Annotated in this window: 17 protein-coding genes, 2 tRNA genes and 3 pseudogenes; 9 read left to right on the top strand and 13 right to left on the bottom strand. The window is 48.7% G+C overall.

Features of this window, described 5'->3' with window-relative positions; translation table 11 throughout:
- Positions 1 to 15 precede the first annotated feature (15 nt).
- From H6B30_RS13220 to H6B30_RS13210, 3 genes are all read right to left on the bottom strand, one after another.
- The gene (locus tag H6B30_RS13220; RefSeq protein WP_205111339.1) at positions 16 to 780 is read right to left on the bottom strand and encodes a UDP-2,3-diacylglucosamine diphosphatase; all 765 of its coding nucleotides are present in this window, start codon (positions 778 to 780) and stop codon (positions 16 to 18) included.
- A gap of 97 nt (positions 781 to 877) precedes the next feature.
- On the bottom strand, positions 878 to 1,198 hold the full coding sequence (locus H6B30_RS13215; protein WP_205111419.1) for a metal-sulfur cluster assembly factor: 321 nt from the start codon (positions 1,196 to 1,198) through the stop codon (positions 878 to 880).
- 710 nt (positions 1,199 to 1,908) lie between these two features.
- Positions 1,909 to 3,795 carry a leucine-rich repeat domain-containing protein gene (locus tag H6B30_RS13210; protein ID WP_205111337.1) on the bottom strand — a complete coding sequence of 629 codons (1,887 nt, stop codon included), beginning with the start codon at positions 3,793 to 3,795 and terminating at the stop codon, positions 1,909 to 1,911.
- A gap of 605 nt (positions 3,796 to 4,400) precedes the next feature.
- Here H6B30_RS13210 and H6B30_RS13205 point away from each other — a divergent pair.
- The gene (locus H6B30_RS13205) at positions 4,401 to 5,696 is read left to right on the top strand and encodes a UDP-N-acetylmuramoyl-tripeptide--D-alanyl-D-alanine ligase (RefSeq protein ID WP_205111335.1); all 1,296 of its coding nucleotides are present in this window, start codon (positions 4,401 to 4,403) and stop codon (positions 5,694 to 5,696) included.
- A 14-nt stretch (positions 5,697 to 5,710) separates the two neighbouring features.
- Positions 5,711 to 6,454 carry a HesA/MoeB/ThiF family protein gene (locus tag H6B30_RS13200; RefSeq protein ID WP_205111333.1) on the top strand — a complete coding sequence of 248 codons (744 nt, stop codon included), beginning with the start codon at positions 5,711 to 5,713 and terminating at the stop codon, positions 6,452 to 6,454.
- Between the two features lie 716 nt (positions 6,455 to 7,170).
- Here the strand turns inward: H6B30_RS13200 and H6B30_RS13195 are convergent.
- Positions 7,171 to 7,243 (bottom strand) — tRNA-Pro (locus H6B30_RS13195).
- Between the two features lie 120 nt (positions 7,244 to 7,363).
- Here H6B30_RS13195 and H6B30_RS13190 point away from each other — a divergent pair.
- The 5 genes and pseudogenes from H6B30_RS13190 to H6B30_RS13170 all read left to right on the top strand — a co-directional run bounded on the left by H6B30_RS13190 (position 7,364) and on the right by H6B30_RS13170 (position 10,668).
- Positions 7,364 to 7,436 (top strand) — tRNA-Phe (locus tag H6B30_RS13190).
- 245 nt (positions 7,437 to 7,681) lie between these two features.
- A pseudogene (locus H6B30_RS13185) lies at positions 7,682 to 8,479 on the top strand (phage integrase SAM-like domain and Arm DNA-binding domain-containing protein); the annotation flags it as partial.
- A 285-nt stretch (positions 8,480 to 8,764) separates the two neighbouring features.
- On the top strand, positions 8,765 to 9,364 hold the full coding sequence (locus tag H6B30_RS13180) for a hypothetical protein (RefSeq protein ID WP_068856636.1): 600 nt from the start codon (positions 8,765 to 8,767) through the stop codon (positions 9,362 to 9,364).
- A 3-nt stretch (positions 9,365 to 9,367) separates the two neighbouring features.
- A complete protein-coding gene (locus tag H6B30_RS13175) occupies positions 9,368 to 10,438 on the top strand; it encodes an XRE family transcriptional regulator (RefSeq protein ID WP_068856637.1) in 1,071 nt (356 codons plus the stop codon).
- Positions 10,439 to 10,494: 56 nt separating this feature from the next.
- Entirely contained in the window at positions 10,495 to 10,668 is a 174-nt protein-coding gene (locus H6B30_RS13170) for a hypothetical protein (protein ID WP_164071647.1), read from the top strand.
- Positions 10,669 to 10,725: 57 nt separating this feature from the next.
- Here the strand turns inward: H6B30_RS13170 and H6B30_RS13165 are convergent.
- The 7 genes and pseudogenes from H6B30_RS13165 to H6B30_RS13135 all read right to left on the bottom strand — a co-directional run bounded on the left by H6B30_RS13165 (position 10,726) and on the right by H6B30_RS13135 (position 19,723).
- A pseudogene (locus tag H6B30_RS13165) lies at positions 10,726 to 14,657 on the bottom strand (Eco57I restriction-modification methylase domain-containing protein).
- A 6-nt stretch (positions 14,658 to 14,663) separates the two neighbouring features.
- Complete coding sequence (locus H6B30_RS13160) at positions 14,664 to 15,683, bottom strand: restriction endonuclease subunit M (RefSeq protein WP_148330095.1); 1,020 nt, start codon at positions 15,681 to 15,683, stop codon at positions 14,664 to 14,666.
- Between the two features lie 232 nt (positions 15,684 to 15,915).
- Positions 15,916 to 17,124 carry a tyrosine-type recombinase/integrase gene (locus H6B30_RS13155; RefSeq protein ID WP_148330096.1) on the bottom strand — a complete coding sequence of 403 codons (1,209 nt, stop codon included), beginning with the start codon at positions 17,122 to 17,124 and terminating at the stop codon, positions 15,916 to 15,918.
- Positions 17,125 to 17,129: 5 nt separating this feature from the next.
- Complete coding sequence (locus tag H6B30_RS13150; RefSeq protein WP_148330097.1) at positions 17,130 to 17,789, bottom strand: hypothetical protein; 660 nt, start codon at positions 17,787 to 17,789, stop codon at positions 17,130 to 17,132.
- A 2-nt stretch (positions 17,790 to 17,791) separates the two neighbouring features.
- Complete coding sequence (locus H6B30_RS13145; RefSeq protein WP_205111331.1) at positions 17,792 to 18,724, bottom strand: relaxase/mobilization nuclease domain-containing protein; 933 nt, start codon at positions 18,722 to 18,724, stop codon at positions 17,792 to 17,794.
- Complete coding sequence (locus H6B30_RS13140; RefSeq protein WP_148330099.1) at positions 18,721 to 19,086, bottom strand: plasmid mobilization protein; 366 nt, start codon at positions 19,084 to 19,086, stop codon at positions 18,721 to 18,723. Before H6B30_RS13140 ends, H6B30_RS13145 begins: the two co-directional genes overlap by 4 nt.
- Positions 19,087 to 19,267: 181 nt before the next feature.
- Entirely contained in the window at positions 19,268 to 19,723 is a 456-nt protein-coding gene (locus H6B30_RS13135; protein WP_148330100.1) for a DUF3408 domain-containing protein, read from the bottom strand.
- Positions 19,724 to 20,266: 543 nt separating this feature from the next.
- Between H6B30_RS13135 and H6B30_RS13130 the strand changes: the two genes are divergently transcribed.
- Positions 20,267 to 20,581 (top strand): helix-turn-helix domain-containing protein, encoded by a 315-nt coding sequence (locus H6B30_RS13130; RefSeq protein WP_148330102.1) that lies wholly within the window; start codon positions 20,267 to 20,269, stop codon positions 20,579 to 20,581.
- A gap of 41 nt (positions 20,582 to 20,622) precedes the next feature.
- Positions 20,623 to 20,925, top strand: a complete 303-nt coding sequence (locus H6B30_RS13125) for a helix-turn-helix domain-containing protein (protein ID WP_205111329.1) — start codon at positions 20,623 to 20,625, stop codon at positions 20,923 to 20,925.
- Between the two features lie 96 nt (positions 20,926 to 21,021).
- Here the strand turns inward: H6B30_RS13125 and H6B30_RS13120 are convergent, their stop codons facing one another.
- Both H6B30_RS13120 and H6B30_RS13115 read right to left on the bottom strand, forming a co-directional pair.
- Positions 21,022 to 21,396, bottom strand: a complete 375-nt coding sequence (locus H6B30_RS13120) for a virulence RhuM family protein (protein ID WP_205111327.1) — start codon at positions 21,394 to 21,396, stop codon at positions 21,022 to 21,024.
- 14 nt (positions 21,397 to 21,410) lie between these two features.
- Positions 21,411 to 21,645 (bottom strand): annotated as a pseudogene (locus H6B30_RS13115) (hypothetical protein); the annotation flags it as partial.

Below are 21,645 nucleotides of genomic sequence, written 5' to 3'. Positions count from 1 at the left end.
CGAAAGGCAGGCCCCTCAAGGCTGCGACTCGCCCTCAACGTATTCCTCAAGGAAGAGGTGCTCGCCGTCGAACACGGCATAGGTGAACTGCGTTATCCAGTCGCCGAGTATCATCATCCGGGCCTTCTTGGTGAGCTGCAGGTCGAGCTCTATGTGGCGGTGGCCGTAGAGAAAGTAGTCGACATTGCTGTGGGTCTGTATGTATCGCTTTGTGAAGAGCACCAGGTGCTCACGGTTTTCGCCCATGTAGGGCGGTTCGCCACCATTCATGCGCTTCAGCCTGCTGTGCTTTGCCCACAGCATTCCGAAGGCCATGCCCCAGCGCGGATGCAGGGCCGAGAAGAGCACCTGGCAGCAGCGGTTGTGGAACACGGCCCTGAGCAGCTTGAACTTGCGGTCGGGGTCGCCCAGCCCGTCGCCGTGGGCCAGCATGAACACCTTGCCGTAAATCTCGGTGGTGAGCGGCTGTTTGTGGAGTATCACGCCACACTCCGACTCCAGGTAGTTGTATGCCCAGATGTCGTGGTTGCCTGTGAAGTAATGAATCTCTACGCCCATGTCGGTCAGCTCGGACAGTTTGCCGAGGAAGCGCGTATAGCCCCGGGGCACCACACAGCGGTATTCATACCAGAAATCAAACATGTCGCCAAGCAGGTATATGGCGGCGGCCTTGGTCTTTATGCTGTCGAGGAAGCGCACCAGGCGCCGTTCGTGCATGCGGCCGTGGTCGATGGCGAGCGAGCCAAGATGTGCGTCGGAAAGGAAATACACGTTTTTCATACCGTCAGTTTTTAGGGTTCTTAGTGTAACAAGCATAGCATGGGGCCACTCGGTGCCCCGTCGCGCAAGTCGCGTGGCGGGGCGCAGAGGCCCGCAATCAGTCGAAGCCCAGTTCCACCCGGGCCTCTTCGGTCATCATGCTCTGGTCCCATACGGGCTCGAACACGAGGTTCACCGTTGCGTTGCGCACACCGTCGACGGCGTCGACCTTCTGCCTGACGTCTTCAAGTATGAAGTCGGCGGCCGGACACGATGGTGCCGTAAACGTCATGTCAATGTCGACATCGCCCGTTTCCTTGACATCGACCTTGTAAATGAGGCCTAAATCATATATGTTGACCGGTATCTCGGGGTCGTAGACCGTTCGCAACACGTCTACAATCCGCTCTTCTACTGCTGTTTTCTCTTCTTGTGTCATAATCATTCGAGTTTATGCCGCCCTATGGCTACGTTTGGCTGCGCCCAGGCCTGCTGCCGCCGGCGCGTCGCAAGCCCTGCACCGGCAAGCCGTGTTCTGCGCGATGCGACAGGGGCCGCGCGCCCGTGCATACATGGAGCAAGCGGCAGCGATGCGGCACCGCACAATGGTTGCCTGGTGCCGCCCGGCTTATGCGCGGCCCATGCAAACGTGGGTTGCATGGGCTTGCCCTACGATTGCCGTGTGTGGCTTATCTATTTGCAAAGATAAAATAAATCGGAGAGAATACAAAAAAAACGGCCTTGTTTTTAAACCGGCACCCCCACCGGGGCGCCACCGGCAAAGCGACAGTGGCCGCAAGCATGGCCGGGCGAGGCATGTGGTGCAACCGGAGCAAAAAAAGAAATGCCCACCAGGCCTGGCGGCAACCGCCCCGCCCGGTGGACATCACCCTTCATGCCAAGTAGCTGTTGGAAACCAACCGATAAGTAGCTGTTCAAAATCAACCGATACAATAGAGCTTGCAGGTGTACTCTATATCTTTGCCACCATCTTGTGTGCTCTCGGGCCGCATACCAAAGTCTAATCCATAGCGTAGCCCGCTACGCTTCCAGCAACCGCGCACAATCTGATGATAAAAATGAACTCACTTAAACTCTTCGGAAAAAGTTTAAATGAGTTCAATTATCAACAGCTACTTATCAAATAAATTACCTTATAACGACCTTCCGTGTTGTTCCGTCAGACATCTTGACTATGGTCAGGCCCTTGTGGGAGGCGTCAACTTTCTGGCCGTTGATGTTGTAACGGGCCACGGCCTTTGCACCTTCGGCACCGCTTTCGATGCTGCCTATCGAGGCTTCCTCGCCGCCCTTCACGGATATGACAATCTGCTCGTTGGTCTCACCGGCGGCATTCTTCACCACTCCGGCGGGTATTATCATGTAGTAAGTCTCGCCAGCCTTGGGAGCGAAAGTCATGGTGAAGCCGTCGTAGTCGGAGCCCCACACGCGGAGAGTGTTGCCACCGTTTTCCAAAGAGGCGTTCCATGCGTCGTCCGGGCGCACGGTCTGTCCGCCGATAAGGCTGCCCACGCGCATGTAAGCCTTGGGCGTAGGCTCGACGATGGTTACGGGCTCGGCAAACTCTACGTCGAACTTGAGTTCGGCATATTTGTCTGTAAACACGCTCCCGTCGGCCGGTGTTGTCGACTTGTAGGCCAGCACACCCTTCTCTCCTTCGGTTATAGTGCTGAAATAACTGCCCCATCCGGCTTCCCTGTATGCAGCCGCTGTGCCCTTGGGCACCTTCATCTCCGACGTGCCCACTGAGTAGAACGGGCTGTCGTAGTCGTCGTACACCTCGTCTATCACCGGGGGCACGGAGCCGAGGCAGGTAACGCTTGCGAGCTTGGTGGCGTTATGGAAAGCGTGGTTGTATATCATCTTCACGCCCGAAGGTATGGTGAGCGACGTCATTTGCTCGCATCCGGCAAAGGCTCCGTCGTAAACGTATGGCATGTTCTCGGGCAGTGTGACTTCAGTCAGCCTGGTTGCGGCAAACCCTTGCTCGCCTATGTATATCAGGCTGCTGGGGAAGTTGATGCTCTCAAGGGCCGACTGGCAGAAGGCGTAGCTGTCGATGGCAGCCAGACCCTCGTGGAGTGTGACCTTCTTTACCTCGCTGCCCCAGAAGGCACCACCCATGATGCCAACGCAACCGCTGTTGACGTCGACCTCGGCCAGCCCCTTCATCGGCACGGCATAAAGCAGTCTGTCGTCGGCCGAATACAATATGCCGCCCACGACATGGAAATTCTTGTTGGCCTCATCAACGGCTATGCGCGACACTCCGCTCTTGGCCACCAGGCCGGAGCCTATCGACTCTACCGATGCCGGGATGCTGAGCGATTCCAGTCCCTCGCACTCAAGGAACACCTCGTCGCCCAACTGCTTCAGTGAGGCGGGCAGATTGATAGACTTCATGGCTGTGCAGCCCCTGAAGGCGGCGTTGCCAATGTAAACCAGACCGGAGGGCAGGTTGACCGTTTCGAGGCTCGTGCAATGCATGAACACTGCACCGCTGATGCTGTCGACGCCCTCGGGGATGGTTATTGAGGTGATGGGGCACTTGTAGAATGCCGAATTGCCAATGCTCTTCAGACCGTTGTTAAGGGTTATCTTGGCAAGGCTGCCACAGGTGAAGAATGCGCTTGCACCCAAGGTCTCGACCGACTCGGGCAGCGTTATCTCCGACAGCCCGGTGGAACTGAAGGCATAATCGCCTATATACTTGAGCGACTTGGGCAGGTTTATACTGCCAAGGTAGCTCGACTTGAACGCACCATACTTTATGGAGTCGATTGTCTCGGGCAGTGTGACAAACACCGCGCTGCTGTACCAGAAAGCATTCTCGCCAATGGCTGTGACGGTATAGGTCACTCCGTCGTTGACAACTGTCTGAGGGATGTCGTAAGACGACTTGCCCGACTCTGCACCCGAAACCTCTACCCTGCCATCACCTGTTACAAGGTAGGTTAGTCCATCTTGCGTTGTAAAAGTCTTCTGGGCACCTGCAGACATACAAACCAGTGCCAAACATAAAAGTAACAATTTCCTCATATTTATCTAACTATGTCTAATTGGGGCCCGGATATAGCAATATTTCAAGGCACGCGGCGCCGGTCCCTTTACACCGCCCGCATGATTTGGGCCACAAAATTAGGCAAATTCACGACCGATGTACACATTGATACACTATTTAACAATAGAATTAACCAAATGTTTTCTGTATTAAACCGAACATGTTCGATATACAACTACACAAGGAGAAAAGTATCACAATATTCAGACAAAAGAAAGAATCTGGCACAAGGGCTGCAAAGCCGGGAAACCACTGCCACATACTGCTGCAGCCGGCAAGCGCTCACGGCAAAAATGGCGAAGGCTCATGGTTGGCAGGGGGAAGCAACAAAAACACCAACCATGGAAGCATTATTGCCGATTTGAGGTTAAGAAAACACTGCGGCCTGCCTTATTGCAGGCCGCAGTGCCCCTGCCGCCACGTAGGGTTCTGCCCGACTTTATGCGTAACCGGTCTATGCCTCGGGCAGAAATCGTATGGGTTTCTTTATCGGAATTGACAGAAAAGCATTACCTTTGCGCCGACAACAAGCAGCTTTCTGCACAAAAACATAACACAAATGGGCATAAACGAACTATACGGAATTTACACCGAACACCCGACGATAACCACCGACAGCCGCAACTGTCCGGCAGGGTCTATATTCTTCGCCCTCAAAGGGGAGTCGTTTGACGGCAACCGGTTTGCCGCGGCCGCGCTCGAAAAGGGTTGCGCATACGCCGTGGTAGACAATCCGGAGGTGGCGGCAGACAAGAGATACATACTGGTGGACGACTGCCTGGCCACATTCCAGGCGTTGGCACGCGAGCACCGACGCCAATTTGACATACCGGTGATAGGCATCACGGGCACCAACGGCAAGACCACAACCAAGGAACTGGTAGCCGCAGTGCTCTCTGAAAAATACCGGGTGCACTGCACACAGGGCAACTTCAACAATGACATCGGGGTGCCAAAGACTCTTTTCGGCCTGAAACCCGAACACCAGATTGCCGTGGTAGAGATGGGGGCGAGCCACCCAGGCGACATCAAGCGACTTGTGGAAACGGCAGAACCCACCTGCGGCATCATAACCAATGTAGGCAAGGCCCACCTGATGGGCTTCGGCTCGTTCGAAGGGGTGATAAGGACAAAAGGCGAACTATACGACTACCTGCGCCAACGTGAAGGCAGCAAGGTGTTCATAAACGCCGGCGACGAGCATCTGGCGGGCATTTCCACAGGACTCGACCTCGTGCGCTACGGACTGACAGGCACCGAGGGGCTGGCCGTTGAAGGGCGTGTGACCGACTGCTCGCCGATGCTGCACTTTGAATGGCGGGCCGGTGGAGGCAAGTGGCACACGGTGCAGACACAGCTCATTGGCAGCTACAACGTGCTCAACATGCTCGCTGCAGCCTGCATTGGCGTATCCTTCGGCGTGGACGAAGACTGCATAAGCCATGCGCTCGCTGCATACAAGCCAAGCAACAACCGCTCGCAACTTGAGGTGACACCCCACAACAAACTGATTGTTGACACCTACAACGCCAACCCAACAAGCATGGCGGCCGCCCTGCGAAACTTCCGCGAGATGAACGTAAGCCCCAAGATGGCAATACTCGGCTCTATGAGTGAACTGGGGGATGCATCGGCCGAAGAGCACCAGAAAGTGGCCGACGCGCTCGATAGATGCGGCATTGGCACCGTATGGCTGGTGGGCGATGAGTTCGGACGCACCGAATGCCCATACCGCAAATTTGCAACTGTAAACGATGTGAAAGCTGAAATCAGGCGCAATCGTCCCGAAGGGCAATACATATTAATAAAGGGCAGCCACAGCCAGCGGCTCTACGAGCTGCCCGAACTGCTGTAAAAGTAAACAAGGATATGAACGAAGAACAACTGAAACGATATGCACGCCACATTGTGCTGCCGGGCATAGGCTCGGAAGGCCAGGAAAAACTGCTGGCCGCCAAAGCCCTGGTAATCGGGGCTGGCGGGCTGGGATCACCCGTGGCCCTGTATCTCGCTGCTGCAGGGGTTGGCCGGATTGGCATAGCTGATGCCGACACGGTGAGCGTGAGCAACCTGCAACGACAGGTAATTCACACCACGGCAGACGAAGGAAGGCCGAAGGTGGAGAGCGCACGGGAGAAGATGAAAGCCATCAACCCCGGAGTTTCCGTCGACACATATTGCACAATGATAGACGACAAAAGTGCTCTGGAGATTATCTCCGGCTATGATTTCATCATCGACGCAACCGACAATTTCAAGACAAAGTTCCTTATCAACGATGTATGCGTGGCTTTAGGCAAACCGTTCTCTTACGGTGGGGTGCTGCGCTTCGGAGGACAAACCCTAACGCACCTGCCATCGACGCCATGCCTGAGGTGCCTCTATGTAGACGAACCGCCCGAAGGCACCGTTCCACGCAACGAGGATGCGGGCGTACTCGGGTCGGTGGTGGGCATTCTCGGCACCATACAGGCCACCGAAGCCATAAAATATTTTACCGGCGCCGGTTCTCTGCTCACAGGCAGGCTACTGTCGTTTGACGCCCTGGCTATGGAATTCAGGACACTGAGCATATTCGCCAACCCATCTTGTCGGGCATGCGCACATAAGTGAACTGACGCTGACCGATTCTGACACTCACTGCATTGGCAGTGATGTCAACGTTTTAAAGAACAGGCACCATGCGGTGCCTGTTCTTTCATTTATGCCCCATAATTTGCAAACCCACCGGGAATGCGTCATGGTTTTATCCAAATGGATGCACAACACATGCAACTGTTTACACAACCCAAGCCGCCGTCAACACGAACACCCTACGGTTTGCGCGCCGCAGGAGAAGGCAAAAGCCCCCACACGCATTGGTATCAGCCACTCATTTTGCCGTAATGAAATCTATGTGGCTGCCGGCACTTTCATTGAAACATAATGCTTTGCACGCATCCGCCATCTGCAACCGAAAAATGATTCATTCCTTCCGCAATGCAGATTGGCCCGCGCCTATGGCATTGGCTTATCTGGCTACGACAATACAAAGCGACCGACAAGCAGACGGAAGCGCATTATTTAAATGTATAATACTACATTGGTCGGTATAACGTAAGATTTGTGGTTATACCATATTTGTAACAATGCACCCATGATATGGCACGAAAACAAACCTATGATTGATTACAAGAACATTATAAAACAAAAAGGTATTACTATTCCGCATTGCAAATCTATGGGAATCGCCACACGAAAAACCAACTGCCACAAAAACGCACGATGGAAAACAACAACGAATAAAAAGAAAAAGGCGAAACACGATTACTTCCGTATTCCGCCGTTTGTCGGGATGAGGCGACTCGAACGCCCGACCCCTACGTCCCGAACGTAGTGCGCTACCAACTGCGCTACATCCCGATGTCCTAAAAGCGAGTGCAAAGGTACAGCATTTTTTCGAAATACGAGCAATTTTTTCGATAAAAATTTGCCTAAACCGAAAAAAAATCATACCTTTGCACCCGCAAACAAGAAATTATTGGTGCCATAGCTCAGTTGGTAGAGCAAAGGACTGAAAATCCTTGTGTCCCCGGTTCGATTCCTGGTGGCACCACTTTGAAGAAAAGCAAATAGCAGTAAACTACTGATTTCCAAGCGAAGTCGGGAGTTTTTGTTTTCCCGCAGGACGCAAAAAAGTGCGGAATATGACCGCTTCCGGTGTTCCAAAAGGTGGAGCGGAAAAGGTGGAACTGAAATCTCCACCGAATAAGATTCTTTCTCACTGATTTGCAATGTTTTGCGTATCAAGAAAACGCGGATGGTTTCCTACTTTTGTCCCACTAAAAAACTGTAGGAAAAATGAAAAGGAACTCGTTCAATGTGCTTTTCTTCATCAAAAAAGCCAAACTGCTGAAAAACGGAGAAGCCTCCGTATGTATGCGCATCACGGTAAACGGTGCGCGAGTGGAAACCAACATCCGTAAGAGCATCGATCCTGCTTCGTGGAATCAGGCAAAGGAATGTGCCCGTGGAAAAAGCCGCAAGTCGTGCGACCTAAATGCCTACATTGAGGATGCCAAAATCAGGCTCCACCAAATCTTCAATGAACTGGAGGAGCAGCGACAACCCATTACCGCACGTCTGTTGCAGGAAAAATTCTTCGGGCAGGACAAAGAGGCGGAAGAAGTCCGCACCCTCATCGGTACGATGCAGGAACACAATGACCAATGCCGTGCGCTTGTCGGAAAGGACTATGCACTGATTACCGTCCGCCGTTATGAAAGCTGCAAACGCTACCTCTCAGAACTTATCAAGCAGAAATACGGGAAGGAGGATTTACCGCTGACAGAAGTCAACGGTGAGTTGGTTCGTGCTTTTGAGTTTTATCTCAAAACGGAAAAGTCTTGCCAACAGAACACCGTTATCCGCTACATGAAATGCCTGAAGAAAATCACCAATCTGGCATTAGCTAATGAATGGATTGCCAAAGATCCGTTTGTCGGCATCAAGTTCCATGAGAAAGAGGTTGTACGTGAGTTCCTGACGATGGACGAGCTACTCACCATCTACCACAAAGACTTTCCATTAGAACGTATCCGAATCGTGCGCGATGTCTTCATCTTTGCAGCGTTCACAAATGTTGCGCTAAGTGAAATATTCTTGTAAATCAGAAAGTTATCCTCAATCAAAAAGAGAATAGGTAATGGTTTGGAAACCACCGAACTTCACCATTCTGCTCATCTTCAATAAGTCAATCAACTGGGACAAAGGTACGAAATAAATTTGAGAATGTTCCATAAAAACACTTTTTAAACGATAGATGTATATAAACAAATTATTGCGAAATGTTAAAATACGAGCAAATGGAATATTTTTATACATATTGTTGCTTGTATTAGGAATATTTTCCGTATATTTGTTACCAGATTAAAAAATTAAATTATGGAGATATTTCAGACATCTTTATTCCCTTCAAGGAAGGGAGAGTTTAAACCCGATGAGTTCAAAAATGCAATCCATGGTACCCCATTTTTAGAATGCGTAAAAAATGGATTAAACAATGGCTTTCGTAGAATGCGAGAAACTTTTGCAGCAGGTGATATGTCAATGCGGAATGAATCCAACTTTTTACATGAGGCTATTTTTAATAGTATAAGGACTCAGATTGATACCTATATGCCAACTTGGAATGTAAATTTTTCTACCAATAAAATTGGTTCTGAAAGGTTGTTCTTTACATTTGGGGACTATATCTTTATTCTTAAGATTACTGGGGCAAAAACTAATGACACCAAGCCGTCACGATGTATTGAATATCAAGAAGCGGATAAGCATATTATCACTTTGGAATACACCTTAGATGACATGCGGGAATCAATACAATCTGCATATTTCCAATATAAAAAGGGTAAATCGTCAACTTACATTATGTCTGTTCCATTGTATCAACCTTTTGAAATCCAAGAAGAAGCTCAATCGGAAGATATAAAAATAGAAGTGAAGAAGCCAATACTAAAGGTTTCAAAGAAAAAAGCGAAGTAAAATATGAACCCATTTAATTATGAGAAGTTAGAGATAGCTCGATTACTCAGACAAAAGACCCAAAAAGACGTTGTTAAAGATGTTGGAATATCACAATCAACTTTATCTAAAGCTGAACATGGGTTATTGGAGTTGTCTGATGATATGATGCAGAAATTGAGCCAATACTACGACATGCCTATTGAGTTTTTTTCCGAAATGTATGAGGTTCCACCTGTAGGTTATCTATATTATAGACGGAAATTGACTATAACAAACAAAATAATAGATTCTTTCATAGCGAAAGTACAAATTTTCAAGGCTATCATAGATTCTCTTATGCAATCAGTTGAACTTCCAGATTATACCCTAGACAACTATAGACCAAGCGAAGATTTATCTCCCAAAGAAATAGCGCATAAAATTCGCTTTTCTTTGAAAGTATTTCATGGACCTGTTCCTAATTTAAGTACTTTATTGGAAAATAATGGAATTGTGATAGTTCGGTTTGATTTCGGAACCGAAAAAATTGACGGTGTTTCAGCTATAACAAATGAAAATAGGAAGGTTATGTTCATTAATAGCCAAATGCCTGATGATAGAATTCGGTTTTCTATGGCTCATGAATTAGGACATATTATTATGCACATTGCAAATCCACCAAAATCAAGTGAAGAGGCTGAAAGAGAAGCGGATGAATTTGCAACAGAGTTTTTAATGCCCGAACTTGAAATACGTCCGATGTTGGAAGATTTAACAATTTCAACCTTAGCCACACTCAAAAGAAGATGGAGAGTATCCATGCATGCAATAGTGAGAAGAGCTAAAGATTTGGAAGTTATTAGTAATCAACAATATCGCAATATGCAAATTTATTTTTCAAAGAAAGGATACACTAAATCAGAACCAATACAATTGCCAATTGAGCAACCTACAATTCTGAAAGAAACATTACGATTATACAAAGATGAGCTTGGATATTCTGACCAAGATTTGATGAGCATAATGCATATAAATAAGAATGATTTTGCAGAATGGTTTGCACCACAACCTAAAATTATAAGGCTTCAACCGATTTTTAATAAGAGTATTTAGGAATAGCGTGTTCTTGGCTATATAATTCAAGAATAAAAACATAGGAGATTAAGCATATGGCAACGAATCCACCGTCTGGTGACGGACATCGTAATGGGGCAGTGAAAGGACGTTCACAGACTTTCAATCCCAAGACAGAACAATGGGTAAAACGAGATTCCGAAACAGGTCGTTTTATGGATGTTAAGAAAGATGGTACGCCATTCAAAGGCGTAAGGAAAGAAAAATGATTATTGCTTATAGCGAAGGTGGGCGAGTTATCCCCACCTTCGCTTTAATTTATACTTTTACTGCATTGGTTTTATCATCTTTTCGATGAATGCAATTTCTTCATCGGTTAGATGATATTTGATATAAAGTTGTTGGTCTATTTCGGGTATTGTTCCACTCCAATTAATATCACCATTTATGGTAAAATCTTGAATCGGAACAAATGCAAAACATTCCTTTGTCACATTTACAGAAGTTATCCCTTGCCGAAGAAAAAAACGAGCAAATTTCGTTAGAAGATACTTTTTATAATTCGTAGCTTCTTCCAATGTACAGAAGACAGCTGTATCAATGTAAGTTTCAGTATTAATTTCAGCAGGGGATAGTATTTGAGGCTCGGTTAATACCCGATATCCTTCACCCGGTTTAACACTCATTTCACCATTGCTGGGAACAAAACGACCAACAATTATCTTAAATTGGTCTATATACTCAATACCCTTAGATATGTCTGTGCGATAAACTTTCGCCCATCCTTTGCTTGTAAGTATCTTCACATCACCTTTATCACTTCCTCGAAAATATGTTCTAAATCCAAATGGATTGATTGAAAGAACAAGACTATTCAGATATGATATGGATTTTGATGTTATTTTTTCAAGGATAGAAACAGCCGCATTTGAACGAATAAGTGTATCAAATTGATTTAAGTATCGGTTTGCCGTAATATCTTTTAAGGCATTATAATTTGTTACCTTACAAGTTCCATTATAATTCGCATCCCATAAGAACGTACAAAGCCCGCCTGCAATATCAACCGTAGGAAAAAGGTCTTTGCTTAGCTCGTAGTCATGTAGTTGAGAAAGATGAGTATCAGAAATCATATCAGAACGAAATTCATCCAAACCTCTTCCACCCGCATACCAACGTGCAGGCATTATCAAACTTATATAATCAGGATGTACTCGTTTTGCAATATTCATAAAGTATTGATACACAGGAACGGCTCCTCTATCAGTGCCTCCGTCCATAACCTGATACGGTGGATTTCCTACTATCGCATTGAATTTCATATTGTCGTCATCATTAGCTTTCCAGAACGAGCGTCCCTTTGCCATCTTCTCGATGAAGTTCTGGGGTTTGTTCTTGATTTGGTTGATTAAATCCTCGAAATAACGTGTGTTTACTTTGGTTTTTCGGAAGCCTACCAGCGTCCGCTTGGTGATACTCTTTGCCATCGGTGTCTTGCACACCACGAAGATGTTCTCCGCCACCACCTTGTCCCATACCGCCTGTTGTTCCTCCAACGTGTCGGCGGAAATGGTGCTGTCTTTCAGCCGCGCCCGATAGATGCCGTAAGCCATGTAAAGCGGATACAGGCCGGACTTGGAGTTGATTTCCAATATCCGTGCATCGGAAGTGAATACCTCAGCCGTCACCTTGCCGTGGTCAATGAAACGTGGCTCGTAAAGCGTGTACTCGTATTCCTTGTCAAAGAAGTTGTAGCCACCCAGACAGTCGCCGAGGTGCATGTTCACCACGCGCCACGGCGTAAGCACGGTTTCCTTATCCGGATTGCGGAAGGTGCTGAAAATGTCCGTGATGCGTCCGATGCGTTTTTCCACACTTAGCTTGTCCGCAGCCTTGGCCATCGCACGGATGCGCTTGCCTGCCGCACGGAAGATGTCTGGGTCGTAGTATTTCTTGAAGGTGTTGAACTTCTGCTTGCTCACCCCCTTGGGCATAAACTCTTGCCACGAACGCGGGTCTATCTTCTCGGCGAAGTTGTCAATGGTGATTTCCTCGTCCTCGTTCTCCAACTCCGCACCATAGATGAGCAAAGGCATACGGATGGAAATGCCCCGGAGAATAGAAATGGCCGCCTCACGATTTTCGTCTTCTTTTTCAGTTCTTCCAGTCTGCGCTTCTCTTCCTCGGTAAGTTCCTTCTTGGATTTCTTCTCCAGTTTCTCCTTCTCCTCGTATTCCTCGCCCGTCAGCCCTTGGTTGTTGATGTCCACCTGATTGGTCTTGGGCATCGCCTTGGTCTGGCCGATTATCTTTTTCAGGTCGTCAAACTCCTGCAACTCCAAATCGCCCAGTTTCAACAGTTCGTCATTGTAAAGGCTGTTGTCCTCGAAGCCGTTGCGTACCACGCGCTCCACATAGACTTTCTTGAGCTGCTCCAGCATACGAGGCACATCAAACTTGTCCATCCGGGAGCCTTCAATGGAAATGACCGGACAGAAGTTGAGGAAGTCGCCCATAATCTTGCGGTCGTTCTGTGAGGTCTTTCCCGCCTTAGCGGAAATCTTGGCGGTCTCGGCAAGCACACGCAAGGTGCGGTCGGGGGCAAAGTCGAACACGTAACACTGCTCCTTCACACGCCCGTTGATGGTGGCAGGGGTCTGCACCCGGAAAATGGTCTGCATATAACTGGATGCCGCCGTATTGTATGAGCCGGACAGCATGAACACAGCCGTCCATGCAGGAACACTTACACCCGTTGTCAAACGCCCGCAGGACAGGGTGATGGTGCGTGTCGCATCCGGGTCTTTGCCGATGGCGTTGTTCACCGCTTCCAAGGCATCGCGGCTTTCCTCGTCCTCATCGCCGTCACCAGCCACGTTGACGATATTAAAATACTGGAATACTGGATGCCGCTGTAACAACGCACTGAGTGCCTTGGCCTCCTTTACCCCCGGAAGCATCCACAGCGTATGCCGGAAGATACCCCGGTATTCCTCGTTGGCAAAAGGATAGCAGCTATCCTTGTCCTCCTTGGTCAGCAGGTTGAGGAAAGCGGGAACATCCCGTTTGTGGACAAAGCCGCCATCCTCGTTCACGCGGAAGAACTCGCGGAAATTGAACGCTACGTCCTCATCGGCGAACTCTTTGAGCAAGCGTCCGAGGTCGTAGGTATAGATGTTCATGACGGGCAGTGCTGCGTAGGGATTCGGGTCACCCTGATGTACCCTGTCCCATTCCTGTTTGGCGCGTTGCTCCATCACGTAGTCCCAGGTGTATATCTCGTCCTCCTTGAAATCGTCCAGTAGGTTGAACGGTGTTCCTGACAAGCGCAGGACTTTTGTATCGTCCTTGACCAGTTCCACCATCACCGCCTTGCCCAGTTCCGTCTGTGTGCCCTCGTGCGCCTCGTCCACGATAATCAAGTCCCAAGGCGTGGCGAACACTTCATTGTTCTTATCGAAGTTGCCGCCCACCAGTTCCGAGCCGCGTAAGTCCTGCATGGAAGCGAAATAAACGTAATGCAGACCGTTAGCCTTTGTCCGCCGTTCAAGGCTCTCGTGACTGTCCCCGTTGTTCTTCGAGCCGTAGGCAAAATCACTCCGGTCATAAAATATCTTGCCGAAGTCCTCGAACCATCCGCTGTCTACCACGGGACGGTGGGTCAGAATGAGTGTCCGCCGGAAATCCATGTCCTTGACCACCTGCAAGGCGGACAGGGTCTTACCGAAACGCATCTTGGCGTTCCACAGCATCTGATTGCTTTTCTTGAACTGCCGCTTGGTCTTGTCGATGGCTTCCCGCTGCTCGGGACGGAAGATGATTGGGCTTCGCCCGTATGCCACCTCTCCCGGCAAAAGGGATTCCTTGCCCTCCTTGACGGCTGCGATGGCACGTTTCACAACATCCAAGTTGGTGATGAACCATTCGTTGGCTCCGTTCACCTTGTCAAACACTTTCTTCTTTACGCCGGAACGCTCCAATACGACATGGACTTCCTTGTCGTTGAATGAACGCAAGCCTCCCCGGTTGTAGAGAGCCAACTCGGTGTAAAGCAACTCATAGCGGATGCCTGCCGTCTGCGTGTATTGGTTGATGCGTTTCCTTGCCGCCTCGTTCAAGGGCTTGCTGTTCGGTGCCAGCCCGATGACGTTCCCGTCGTCACAGGTGGCCTCGCCTATTTTCAGACAGCCCTCGTGTTCGGCATCGTTGATGCGGAACACATATATCAGCTTCAGTTTCAGGGAAGAGAAGTATTTCATAGGCATTCATTTTAGGAGGTCGATATATTTGATTCGCTTGCCTTTGCGTCCGGTCTGAGGATCTTTGGCCCGCCAGTCCTTGATAAGGCAATACGTCCCGTTGTGCTTGAATATGTTATCCGTTCTGCATCCCTCGCAAGGAGTGACAATTTCCTTGCTTTCACCGAAAAGGGACACTTCCGTGTGTACCTTGTCCTTACAACTTCCGGGGACAACGCCTTTCAGCCCGTCCATCTGCCACACGTTCCACGAGATGATATAGGCGATGTAATTGATGGATTTTTGCAAAGGGTTCTTGCCAAATTTGGCACGGTAATACTCGATGAAAGAATAGAGCATGGACTCACGGGCGATGAGCAGGCTGTCACCCTGCCATTCGTAAGCGTATGTACTCTTGTAGGCTTCCTGTGCAGCTTCCAGCCACTGGCCGGAAGTGTCTGTATTCTCGCTGACGACCCGCAGTTTCCGGTCAAGCAGGCCTATACGCTCGACGATGGGAATGACAGCCCCAGTGGTGGTATCATAGCGGCTGACTATATAGGGAGCTTCGCCACAGGTGATTTCAAGACGGGTGTCACGCACATAGTCCTTCCATGTTTTTCCTTCGGGAAAAGTTATCTTGTCAGAATTCGTTGTCCATCCGTACGTGCCATCCTCTGACGTGTATTCCGTGTTGAACACGTCTTTCCTGCCGAACCACGCTTCATCAATGAGGTTGTTCTGCGCGTTGCACACCCATGAAGGGGTGAACACCTCCGCCATTTCCCGTACACGCGCCGACTGGGTGTCCCTGTGCTTCAGGATGCGTGGCATGATGACCTGTCCGTTTTCGCCCGTAATAAGCTCCGGCAATATCGGGTCATGGTAGCCATACCCTTCACCGAGGTGTTCATAATCGGAAGTTGCCCAGAAGATATTGCACACGGCATCGCCCCTGCTCGTCGTATGGTCTTTGAGCAGGGTCGCCAACAGTTCCGGAGAAGCCCGGAGGATGTCGTTCTCCAATATGTCCGCTATGTCTGGCATGTTTGATACGCTAGGGGCAAAGCGTATCTCCTGACAGGAGAGAATAAAGGCTGATAATCAGATTGTTTCCTGTTGGCTTGTAAAACAAAGGCTATTTTTAGGCTGCTTTTATGCTTGTCAAGTGTATTTTAGCCGGGTGCAAACTGCTCATTTTTCGCAAAAATGTGTAAATTTGCACCCGATAGTGTATCTCCTGTCAGAAGCACCGCCATTGTTTTCAAACAATCCCTGCCTATAAGTCTTTTAGGATGATAGAGTTCGCCTTGTCTATCACCGAACCGTCCAAGGAGGCGAGATAGATGCGTGTGGTTTCTTCCGAATCATGTCCCATACCTTCGCTGATGACTGAAATCGGTATGTTCTTGCTTTTGGCAATACTTGCCCATGAATGCCGGCTCACATACATGGTAAGCGGTGTCGTTATTCCGCACAGCCGGGCGATTTCCTTCAGATACTTGTTGATACGGAACATCGTGCTCTTGTATTGGCTGCGCAAATTGTTAGATGGAAGCTTGAGGATGGGAAGCAGATAATCCTCGGAACAGCCTGCCGCATATTGGGCGACAATCGCTTCCATGCAGCTTTCCCATTTGATGTGCAATTGCTGCCCCGTCTTATGCCTGCGGTAACTCAATATCCCGTTCTTCAGGTCGGACTTCTTGAGGTACGCCATGTCAATGAACGACATGCCACGGGTGTAAAACGAAAAGAGGAACATGTCCCTCGCCAGTTCCCAATGCGGTTTCCCGCTCAGGTTAAGTTCCTTAATGTGCTTGATGTCCTTGAAATGGATGGCACGTTTTGGGGTCTTGTCCATTCCGGTATAGACATGCTTGAATGGATGCTTTTGCACGGTCAGCCCTTTTTCCACGGCACGGTTGTAGGCGGCACGGAGGATGCGCATATAAAATGATATAGTATTCAAAGACACGCTTTTCATCTTCAACCAAGCCTCGTATTCCATCATCAGGTCCGCATCCATATCATCCAACTGCACATCCTTGTTGCGTCTGAAACGCATGAAACTGGATAATGCCGCCGAATAGGTTTCTGATGTCCGTTCCCTGTTTAACCGCCTTAACTGAGCGATGACCGATTCCATGAAGCTGTAGAAGGACTGCAATTCAGATATTTCACGGAAACGGCTTATGATGGCATCTGTGGAGCAACTATCTTTACAAGACAACTCTTTGATAACGGATTCCAACCTCCCCACATCCCGGTTCACTTGCTGGACAATCAACCGAAGGTGATGCTTCCTTTCTGCCGGAAGCATGGTGGGTATGTCAATCATTGACAACTTCCCGTTCCATTCGCTTTCAAATATCCGGTAGTCCGTCCTGATGTGTCGGACCACGCGGTTGTGTATCACTTGATAATAAATGCTGCCCTCCTTGCCGTCTATGGAAGAAGGACGGAATTTTGCTTTTACTGATGCCATCCACGTTACTTTTTGTTATTGGTAATTTGTTCCACTTTCAACTTCTCCTGCATTAGGCTGTCGGAAACAGCCTTCAAATCCCTGTCATAATCGTCAGCCTCTTGGCGCAACCACTCTATGGTTTCCTCGTCACGCCGGATGTCAAACACATCGTTCAGCCAAAGGATAGTCTTTGCATCGCAACCTCCCCATGAACGAATAATCCGGAACTTCAGCGCATCGTCCGCATACTGACATCTGGACTGCCAAAGTTCGATGTTGCCCCAGATGGATAGACCGCAAACGACACCCATGACGACCAAAAAGGAAAACACCTTGCTTGACTTGATGTCGAAGCTGTGGCGGTGGATATGTTCCTGCGGTTCGTTCACCTGTCCGTTAGCACTTCGAGTAAACGATTCTTTCAAATCACGCAACAGATTCAGAATCCGGTTTGACGTGTAGACTTCCGCCTCTCCGAATTTGTTCAGTATGGCTTTAGTCTGTTCCCGGTTTTCTCTGGCAGAAGTATTCAGCAATTCCTTTATGGGAGCCAAATCCATTGCCGGAGGCTGTCCGTCTGACTGGTTGTTGCTTACTTTCGGAGTATTCTCCAACTTGCTGTTTATACTCTTTAAGGCACTTTTGATATCCTCAAAGAGCGCATACACTTCGTTATTATCCATGTTTATAAACTGATTTTACGTTGTTTCTTTTTCTTACGTTTTAACTGTTTCTCAAAATAGTTCTCATCTGCCTGACCGTTTGTAGCATTCGGCATGAGCAAGCCTATGGAACCACTGTACAAATCATCGTTGCCCATCACTTCAGATTGCAGTGTCGGCTGTTCGGAAACCTGATTGCCCGTCATTATCCTTTGCTGTTCCTCCTGCCTGTTGGCGTTCATAGCCTCGTCTATCTTGGAATAGCTGAACCGCCTGTCAATCTTGGAGCCGCTGAACGAATAGCCGTTCTTGGAGAATATGACACCCTGTACCTCGTTCGACTTGCCTTTGTACTTGAACTGCATTTCCACTCCTTGTTTTTCCAGATTAACGGCTAACTGCCGCCAGTTACCGTATCTTGAAACTTCCGATTTAAGGAGAAAATAAAGTTCGTATTTAGTCTTGTCCGGTTCTTTCAGCCGATGCAGTTTCACCTTTTCCTTGCCTTCGGATACGTACAGACCGTACTTCCGTGTCAGTTCCTTGCAGATACGTGTGCTACGTATCCGCTCGTTCTGGTCGCTGATTGTCCTGCCGTCATTAGCGATGCGGTTGAATGCGATATGCACGTGCGGATGCTCCTTATCAAAGTGGCGCACGACAAGAACCTGTGTGTCCTTTATACCCATTCTCTCCAAGTATTCCAATGCAATTCCTGCCATTGCCCGGTCGGTAAGACGGTGCTCGTCCTCCTTGGAGAATGCCAGTGCGATATGTCCGACAGGCTTCATAACCCTCGGATTCATCCCAGCCTGCGCCTCAAAACTCATGACTATTGTGTCCTTATCTTCGGAAAACAAGCCGTCGCAAACAAGGATTTTGGCATCCTTTTCCTTGTCAAGAATGTAGTTAACCACACCCCTGAAGCTGCTTCCCTTGACAATTTTGGCTATCATAGGAGGATAAGGTTCAGCAGTTCCTCGATACGTGCCACGAGCACACGGCATTCCATCCTCACCGTGACGAAGCCTGCGGCATTCGCCTTGTGCGCAAGCTGGTTCAGGTTGTTCGCCATACCGCACAGCTTGCGGACATAATCCGTATGTTCCGGCGTGAGCCGTTCCTTTACATGGCAGCTTCTCATACACTCGCGCAGGAATTCCCCGGCGGATATGCCTGCGCTCCGAGCCTTGCCTTTCAGGGTGTAGTAGTCCGATGTCGCCATCTTCACCGTGAGACGGTATTTCAGCTTGTCTGCCGCCTCCTTCTTGGGGCGACCGCCCTTGTTCCTTCTGTCGAATTTTCGTTTCTGTTCCATTGATTTATAATGATTAAAATGTAATTACTTGATAGACCAACGGGATGCGTTTCCCACGAATTTAAAGAGTGGAAGCAGGCGGTTTCGGTATGCCCGAAACACAAACTTGCTCCCCTCAAAACTCCGTTGGATTGGTTCAGAGTAACTCTCAATAACACCCCGTAAACCTGTTCTTTAATTCTCAGAGTTTACGCCATGCCTCGATGTTCTCCCCGTAGGTGGCAAGGTGGTGGCGGGCAATGTTCTCCATCAGTCCCGACACGCTCATCCTGCGACTGCCGAACAGGCTGACGATGCGGTCGAGGGCATCGCGTGTGTCGCGGCTGAGGAACACGGGTTTCCGGTCTTCGATGGACGGTACCGGGAGGAACATTGCCTTGTATTCCTCCAGCGATGCCCTGCGTTGCTTGCCGCTGACACGGTGTACCACCTGCGGGCTTCCATCCGTATTTTCCTGCACGGTTTCACCTATTTGTTCATCCATGTTCTCATCCGTACCTGCCTGTACATCCTCGTGCTCCTGTGCCGGCATACCGGCAGGCACAGGTGCAGGCTTCTGTTCTTCCACTTCCGGCTTGGTTCCCAAAAAGATTTTCAACTCTTCATCCATTGTCCGGCTGCTTGCATTCTTTCTCATACTTGTTTGAATTAAATGTTTAACAATAGTGGTCGTAGTGCGCACATTTGACCGATTATCGGCAGCAAAGGAAATGGATATAATACAGGAAATCAAATACTTGGATTGGCAGTGGCAACAATGTGGCATTTTGCATTTTTCATGAATGATTAGTGGTGGATAATTCACCGATTTGCCACAGAGGTAAAAAATAGCTGTTTCATATTTAAGGGCCTAATCCGACCGGATAAGACGAGAATAAGAATGTTCTCAGGAACTTGATTGGAAAATCATCTTGCAGTACACGGTATCCGAAATATGCCACAGGCTACCGTACCAGCGCCAAATGCTGCCACGATGCTGCGGGTTGGTTGTAATCTGCCGAAGTTGGCTTTTCTTTGTACAGTCGGCAACCGGAAGGGCTGTTGCGGAATATGGAATTAAGCCAATCCCTACCACTTGCCGCCACAAGCTGCCAGTCAGTAGTAAAGCCATTGTCCGATACTGGTATTGGCTTTACTTTGCAGACAAACAGGATTACCAACAATAAAAACAGTATATGCAATGAATGAATTTGTGATTATCTCGAAAGACGTGTTTGAAGAAATGGTCGGAAAATTTAACCACTTCTCCGACCGAGTGAATGAAATCCTCGGTAAAAGAGAGGAAGGACGGCTCAGCCGCTGGATGGACAATCAGGATGTCTGCCAGCAGCTTCGTATCAGTCCGAGAACCTTGCAGACGCTTCGCGACAACGGGACGCTGGCTTACTCCCAGATAGGGCATAAGATTTTCTACAAGCCGGAAGACGTATTGCGTATTGTCCAGCTCGTGGAGGACAGACGAAAGGATGCAACCTGTCGGGGAAAGACTATCTGAATATAATCAAATCTATTGTACCACTAAATCCACTGTAACAAATGAACGGAACGATTAAAACAAATGATGAATGGGCTGTCGGCTTCATGAAGGAACTGGACTCTATGCTGAACGGCATTGAAAGCATGAACGAAAAAAGCAAGGCTTCATTCGGTAATGAACGCTTCCTGACGGACAAGGAGGTGTCGGCATGGCTCAAAGTGAGCCGACGCACCTTGCAGGATTATCGTAACAACGGGATGGTGTCCTATTACCAGTTGGGTGGTAAGATTCTCTACAAGGAATCTGACATCGAAAAGCTGGTGATGGGCGGGTATCGGAACGCCTACCGAACGGAAACGTAATTTTGTAAAGTATGAAAGGAACAGAAGCCGATGGCGACAGGTAAATTACCCGGCCATCGGCTTCTTGCATTATTATCATTATAGATACAGACAACATTAACATTTGTATCGTGGATTGGCTTCGGACAGTGAAAAGAACAAATGAATGGGCTTTTCCCGATTGGAGGCATACAGCCTTTCCATAATGAACATTCTGAAAGCCATACATTCCCTGCTACGTAGCCTGAACGCAAGAGCTATGACCATTTCAAGGCTGTACACCTCGTAACGTGTCCCGTCTTCCTGTCTGATGTAGCACATTGTTGTTTCTTCCAACAGTTCATGATTCTTATAAATATCACGGATAGCCTTGTGGATGTCACAGCAGAATACCATAAACAGCTCTGCCATTTCCTGCATCGTCATCCAAACAGGATCGGTCGGTATCGTGACCATTCCTATTTCACTAATTGTAATGATTCCTCGTTCCATGTTTGTATTATTTTTCATTTGTCAGAATTTCGTTTACATTCCTTTTTCCAGCCGCTGTAATTGCCACATTTGAATACACGTGAGGGCATCTCGTCATCAGGCAAGGAGAACTTGCCTTTGGTCGTTTCGGACAATACAGCCAAATCCCGGCTTACTTTCTGGTTGGTGATTTGTAGGCTCGGCTGTCGGCGCCATGCCACCTTACGGTGGTAGGTTTCCGACAGCCTGCCTCCGAACCGTACGTACACG

The sequence above is a fragment of the Marseilla massiliensis genome, from assembly GCF_016899955.1.
In the GTDB taxonomy this organism is placed as follows: Bacteria; Bacteroidota; Bacteroidia; order Bacteroidales; family Bacteroidaceae; genus Prevotella; species Prevotella intestinigallinarum.
Note: the sequence above shows the minus strand (reverse complement) of the source record. Positions and strands in the feature narration are given on the sequence as shown.

What these genes read in the sequence shown, in the direction of transcription:
- H6B30_RS13220 (WP_205111339.1), bottom strand. Translation starts at nt 780, where the DNA reads ATGAAAAACGTGTATTTCCTTTCCGACGCACATCTTGGCTCGCTCGCC.
- H6B30_RS13215 (WP_205111419.1), bottom strand. Translation starts at nt 1,198, where the DNA reads ATGACACAAGAAGAGAAAACAGCAGTAGAAGAGCGGATTGTAGACGTG.
- H6B30_RS13205 (WP_205111335.1), top strand. Translation starts at nt 4,401, where the DNA reads ATGGGCATAAACGAACTATACGGAATTTACACCGAACACCCGACGATA.
- H6B30_RS13200 (WP_205111333.1), top strand. Translation starts at nt 5,711, where the DNA reads ATGAACGAAGAACAACTGAAACGATATGCACGCCACATTGTGCTGCCG.
- H6B30_RS13180 (WP_068856636.1), top strand. Translation starts at nt 8,765, where the DNA reads ATGGAGATATTTCAGACATCTTTATTCCCTTCAAGGAAGGGAGAGTTT.
- H6B30_RS13175 (WP_068856637.1), top strand. Translation starts at nt 9,368, where the DNA reads ATGAACCCATTTAATTATGAGAAGTTAGAGATAGCTCGATTACTCAGA.
- H6B30_RS13170 (WP_164071647.1), top strand. Translation starts at nt 10,495, where the DNA reads ATGGCAACGAATCCACCGTCTGGTGACGGACATCGTAATGGGGCAGTG.
- H6B30_RS13160 (WP_148330095.1), bottom strand. Translation starts at nt 15,683, where the DNA reads ATGCCAGACATAGCGGACATATTGGAGAACGACATCCTCCGGGCTTCT.
- H6B30_RS13155 (WP_148330096.1), bottom strand. Translation starts at nt 17,124, where the DNA reads ATGGCATCAGTAAAAGCAAAATTCCGTCCTTCTTCCATAGACGGCAAG.
- H6B30_RS13150 (WP_148330097.1), bottom strand. Translation starts at nt 17,789, where the DNA reads ATGGATAATAACGAAGTGTATGCGCTCTTTGAGGATATCAAAAGTGCC.
- H6B30_RS13145 (WP_205111331.1), bottom strand. Translation starts at nt 18,724, where the DNA reads ATGATAGCCAAAATTGTCAAGGGAAGCAGCTTCAGGGGTGTGGTTAAC.
- H6B30_RS13140 (WP_148330099.1), bottom strand. Translation starts at nt 19,086, where the DNA reads ATGGAACAGAAACGAAAATTCGACAGAAGGAACAAGGGCGGTCGCCCC.
- H6B30_RS13135 (WP_148330100.1), bottom strand. Translation starts at nt 19,723, where the DNA reads ATGAGAAAGAATGCAAGCAGCCGGACAATGGATGAAGAGTTGAAAATC.
- H6B30_RS13130 (WP_148330102.1), top strand. Translation starts at nt 20,267, where the DNA reads ATGAATGAATTTGTGATTATCTCGAAAGACGTGTTTGAAGAAATGGTC.
- H6B30_RS13125 (WP_205111329.1), top strand. Translation starts at nt 20,623, where the DNA reads ATGAACGGAACGATTAAAACAAATGATGAATGGGCTGTCGGCTTCATG.
- H6B30_RS13120 (WP_205111327.1), bottom strand. Translation starts at nt 21,396, where the DNA reads ATGGAACGAGGAATCATTACAATTAGTGAAATAGGAATGGTCACGATA.